Source organism: Mesorhizobium sp. M7A.F.Ca.CA.002.05.1.1 (genome assembly GCF_003998335.1).
GTDB lineage: Bacteria > Pseudomonadota > Alphaproteobacteria > Rhizobiales > Rhizobiaceae > Mesorhizobium.
The window spans coordinates 1-4,350 of record NZ_RZQI01000516.1 but is presented as its reverse complement, the minus strand read 5'-3'; the positions used below and the strand labels follow the sequence as shown (position 1 = coordinate 4,350).

Annotated in this window: 4 protein-coding genes and 1 pseudogene; 2 read left to right on the top strand and 3 right to left on the bottom strand. The window is 67.2% G+C overall.

Features of this window, described 5'->3' with window-relative positions:
• The 3 genes and pseudogenes from EN939_RS22870 to hemC all read right to left on the bottom strand — a co-directional run.
• Positions 1-567: pseudogene (locus EN939_RS22870) on the bottom strand (COG4223 family protein); the annotation flags it as partial.
• A gap of 110 nt (positions 568-677) precedes the next feature.
• Positions 678-1,394 carry a uroporphyrinogen-III synthase gene (locus tag EN939_RS22865; RefSeq protein ID WP_127269868.1) on the bottom strand — a complete coding sequence of 239 codons (717 nt, stop codon included), beginning with the start codon at positions 1,392-1,394 and terminating at the stop codon, positions 678-680.
• Between the two features lies 1 nt (position 1,395).
• Positions 1,396-2,322 (bottom strand): hydroxymethylbilane synthase, encoded by a 927-nt coding sequence (gene hemC, locus EN939_RS22860; RefSeq protein ID WP_127269866.1) that lies wholly within the window; start codon positions 2,320-2,322, stop codon positions 1,396-1,398.
• A 101-nt stretch (positions 2,323-2,423) separates the two neighbouring features.
• On the opposite strand from hemC, the gene tsaD reads away from it, so the two are divergent.
• On the top strand, positions 2,424-3,509 hold the full coding sequence (gene tsaD, locus EN939_RS22855) for a tRNA (adenosine(37)-N6)-threonylcarbamoyltransferase complex transferase subunit TsaD (RefSeq protein WP_206528321.1): 1,086 nt from the start codon (positions 2,424-2,426) through the stop codon (positions 3,507-3,509).
• Positions 3,506-4,350 (top strand): NAD(P)H-dependent glycerol-3-phosphate dehydrogenase (locus EN939_RS22850; RefSeq protein ID WP_164751153.1); only part of this gene is annotated, 845 nt, incomplete at its 3' end. The genes tsaD and EN939_RS22850, both read left to right, overlap by 4 nt.

Genomic DNA, 4,350 nt, shown 5'->3' with positions numbered 1-4,350 from the left:
AAGCAGGCCGGCAAATTGCAGCCCGCCGGCGCCGACCAGCGCGATGACGCCGCCGATGATGCCGGCGGCGACGCCGTTGAGGCCGCCGCGCTTTTCAAGGGGTGGCGCCATTTTCTCGTCCCGTGTCTCGGGTTTCGCCTTGTTGCCGTCGGTCTGCGTGCGCTTCGCCGATGCGTCCTCGAAACTGTAGTCGTAGGCTTTGGTCTTGCCGGCCGGCGCATCGGACGATCCGGGCTCGTCGGACGATCCGGGCTCGTCGGACGATCCGGGATAGGGGATCTCGGCCTCGCTAGCGGGCTTTGTCGCCGCTGCCGACGGCTGCTCCGGTTCGGCCCGGGCGTCGGTATGCTCCCAGGGCTCGAGATCGGTCTGGTCGGCGTGAACCGGCTCTTCGGGAACCTCGGGTTGCGAAGCGTTCGCTGCTTCCTCGGCCTTCGCCTCGTCTGTCCGGGCCTCCTGCGTGGCGGCGTCCTCGTCGGCGATGCGTGAGACGGCGCCCGGCTCGAGATCGATGGTCACCGGCTCGCGGCGGCTTTTCGAGTGTCGCATCTTCGGCGTCTTGACCATGCCTGGGCTCCGCACAATTCGCTTCGTCTCAACGCCTGGCGGCGCATGATGGTTCAGAAAGGGTCTAGCACATCACCAAGCGGTGAAAAGGGGCGGTGTGATGACGCGGCTCAGCGCGGCGCCTGCAAAAGCGCCAGCAGTGCCTCCTCGTCGGGCTGCGCGGCAATGCGGATCCTTTCGCTGGCGACATCGTCGAAGGCTGCGGCGATGCGCGTGGAAAGCGCAAAAACCCACGTTTTTTCGAAGAGACCGCGCAGAGCGGGCCGTCTTGCCAAGGTCTGCATCGCCGCCGCCGCCTTGGCTGAATAGAGCAACACCGCGTCGGCAGGTTGCCCCGACAGGCGTTCGAGGATGACTTCGTCCGAATACCCCATTGTCAGCGTGTCATAAGTCTCGACGGCGTGGACCCGAACGCCCGCCGTCCCGAGCCTCTGTTCGAACGCCGGAAAACGCACGCGTCCGCAGAGGTAGACAATCGTCTTTCCAGAAAAATCGACGGCGAGACTGTCGGCCAGCGCCTCCGCATCGCCCGGGCCTTCACTGACCGACAAAAACCCCGCTCGACGCGCCGCTTGCGCCGTCCTTTTGCCGACCGCATGACAAGGCAAGGCGGCGAGCGTCGCGATGATTTCTTCCGGCGCATGACGCATGGCATTGGCGCTGGTGACGGCCACTGCGACGGCATTGTCCGGGATCAGTCCGGCGGCGACGGGCAACGCCTTTGTTTCGGTCAGGGGCAAAAGAACCGGCTGAAAACCTGCCTCCTCAAGCCGATGCGCCGTGCGCGAAGCACCTGGTTCCGGCCTGGTCACCAGGACGCGAAGCATTTCAGAGCCAGCCGTCGAAGAACTTTTCGCCGGCCTTGGCGCGCACGCTCCGGGCCGCTTCACCGCCGATGCGGGCGGCGTCTTGCGCCGGCCCCTGCAGCTCGACCGTGTGCGACTGCGTGCCGTCGGGCGAGATGATCAGCCCGGCAAAAGACAGTTTTCCGGCCTCGATCGCCGCATAGCCGGCGATCGGCGTGCGGCAGGAGCCATCGAGCGCCGCCAGGAAGGCACGCTCGCAGGCCAGCGCCTGGCCGGTCGGCACATCATGGACGGCTGCCAGCATTTTTTCGACATCGCGGTCGCCGATACGGGTTTCGATGCCGATCGCGCCTTGCCCCGGCGCCGGCGGGAAGACATCGAGCGGTATCAGATCGGTGACGACCTGCTCGAGCCCAAGCCGCTTCAGCCCGGCATAGGCCAGGATCGTGCCGGCGGCGACGCCTTCTTCGAGCTTGCGCAGCCGCGTCTGCACATTGCCGCGGAACATCACCACGTCGAGATCCGGCCGCATCCGGCGGATCAGCGCTTGCCGCCGCAGCGACGACGAGCCGACTTTCGCCCCCCGCGGCAGTTCGGCGATCGTCTTCGCCGCCTTGCCGACAAAGGCGTCGCGTGCATCCTCGCGCGGCAGGAAGGCCGAGAGTTCGAGACCGTCGGGCAGTTGCGTCGGCATGTCCTTCGACGAATGCACGGCGATGTCGATCCGGCCCGCCAGCAGCGCCTCCTCGATCTCCTTGGTGAACAGGCCCTTGCCGCCGGCTTCCGACAGCGGCCGGTCCTGGATGCGGTCGCCGCTGGTCGAGATGACGACCACCTCGAACGCCTCCGCCGGCATGCCATGCGCGGCCATCAGCCGCGCCTGCGCCTCATGCGCCTGTGCCAGCGCCAGCGGGCTGCCGCGTGTTCCGATTCTCAAGATTGTTTGCATGGCGCGCAGTCCGTGATAACCCCCCGGCAAGCGAGGCTTTTCCGGGGTTCTCCTAACGGGGAAAGCCCCATGATACAATCTTTAGGGACAGCGACGAATTGATCCGCGTGCTGGGCATAGAGACGAGTTGTGACGAGACCGCCGCCAGCGTGGTGGCCATCGACAGCGACGCCGCGCCAAAAATCCTGTCCAACATCGTGCTCAGCCAGATCGAGGAGCATGCCGCTTTCGGCGGCGTCGTGCCGGAAATCGCCGCGCGCGCCCATGTCGAGGCGCTGGACGGCATCATCGAAGCGGCGTTTGCCGATTCGGGCACGGCACTCGCCGATATCGACGCGATTGCCGCCACCGCCGGCCCCGGCCTTGTCGGCGGGCTGATCGTCGGGCTGATGACGGCCAAGGCGATTGCCGCTGCGGCGAACAAGCCGCTGATCGCCATCAACCACCTCGAAGGCCATGCCCTGACCGCAAGGCTGACCGACGGGCTCGACTTTCCCTATCTCTTGCTGCTGGTCTCCGGCGGCCATACGCAAATCGTCGCCGTGCGCGGCGTCGGCGACTATCAGCGCTGGGCAACGACCATCGACGACGCGCTCGGCGAAGCCTTCGACAAGACGGCCAAGATGCTTGGCCTGCCCTATCCCGGCGGGCCGAATGTCGAGAAGACGGCACAGGCCGGCAGTGCCTCGCGCTTTGCCTTTCCGCGCCCGATGAAGGGCTCGGCGCAGCCCGACTTCTCCTTCTCCGGCCTCAAGACCGCCGTGCGCCAGGCGGCGAGCGCCATTGCGCCGCTGAGCGACCAGGACGTCGCCGACATCTGCGCTTCGTTCCAGGCAGCGGTGGCCGATGCGCTGGCCGACCGCGTCTCCCGCGCGCTGACGCGCTTTCGCGAGACATTTCCCGGCACGAAAAACCCGGCCCTCGTCGTTGCCGGTGGTGTCGCCGCCAACCGCACGATCAAGATCATGCTGGAGCGGCTCTGTGCCGAGACCGGCTTCACCTTCATTGCACCACCGCTGAAGCTCTGCACCGACAATGCGGCGATGATCGCCTGGGCCGGTGTCGAGCGGCTGCGCGCCGGCATGGCGCATGAGAACGGCTTCGATTTCGTGCCGCGCTCGCGCTGGCCGCTGGATAGCATCTCGGCGCCGATGGTCGGCTCCGGCCGGCGCGGAGCCAAGGCATGAACGAGCGGGCAATGGGCGGCAACGACACCGCGCCGACCGGCTGGCGCGTTGCCGTGCTCGGCGGCGGGGCCTGGGGCACTGCCTTGGCCTTGGCCATGCTGCGCGCCGGCCATTTCGTCCGCCTTTACGCGCGCGACCCGGACACCGTAGCCGCTATCGACCGCGGCGAAAATCCACGCTATCTGCCTGGCATTACGCTCCAGCCCGGCATCGTGGCGACGAGCAACATCCAGGCCGCGCTCGACGGTGCCGACTGCGTGCTGGCGGTGACGCCGGCCCAGTCGCTGCGGACTACGCTGGCGGCAGCGAAGGACCATATGCCGGCCGGTGTCCCGCTGGTTCTGTGTGCCAAGGGCATCGAAAGCGAGACCGGCGCCTTGCTGTCGGCGATCGTCGAAGAAATCCTGCCGCTCAATCCGGTTGCCGCTCTGTCGGGTCCGAGCTTCGCCACCGACGTCGCCCGCGGCCTGCCGACGGCCGTTGTGGTCGCTGCCCGCGACGAGGCATTGGCCGCCGATCTCGCCGCCCGCTTTTCCGCCGAAAACCTGCGCTGCTATTCGAACGACGACCTGATCGGCGTCGAGATCGGCGGCGCCTTGAAGAACGTCTTTGCCATTGCCGCAGGTGCCGTCACTGGCGCGGGTCTCGGTGCCAGCGCCCAGGCCGCCATGGTGACGCGCGGCTTTGTCGAGCTGCGCCGCATCGGCGCTGCCTTCGGCGCCAGGCCCGAAACGCTGATGGGGCTGTCCGGCCTTGGCGACCTGCTGCTGACCTGCTCGTCCACCCAGTCGCGCAATTTCGCCTATGGCCTGGCGCTCGGCCAAGGCAAGCCGCTTGCCGG

Excerpts from the sequence above, each read along its gene's own strand:
- hemC (WP_127269866.1), bottom strand. The coding sequence starts at position 2,322 with ATGCAAACAATCTTGAGAATCGGAACACGCGGCAGCCCGCTGGCGCTG.
- EN939_RS22865 (WP_127269868.1), bottom strand. The coding sequence starts at position 1,394 with ATGCTTCGCGTCCTGGTGACCAGGCCGGAACCAGGTGCTTCGCGCACG.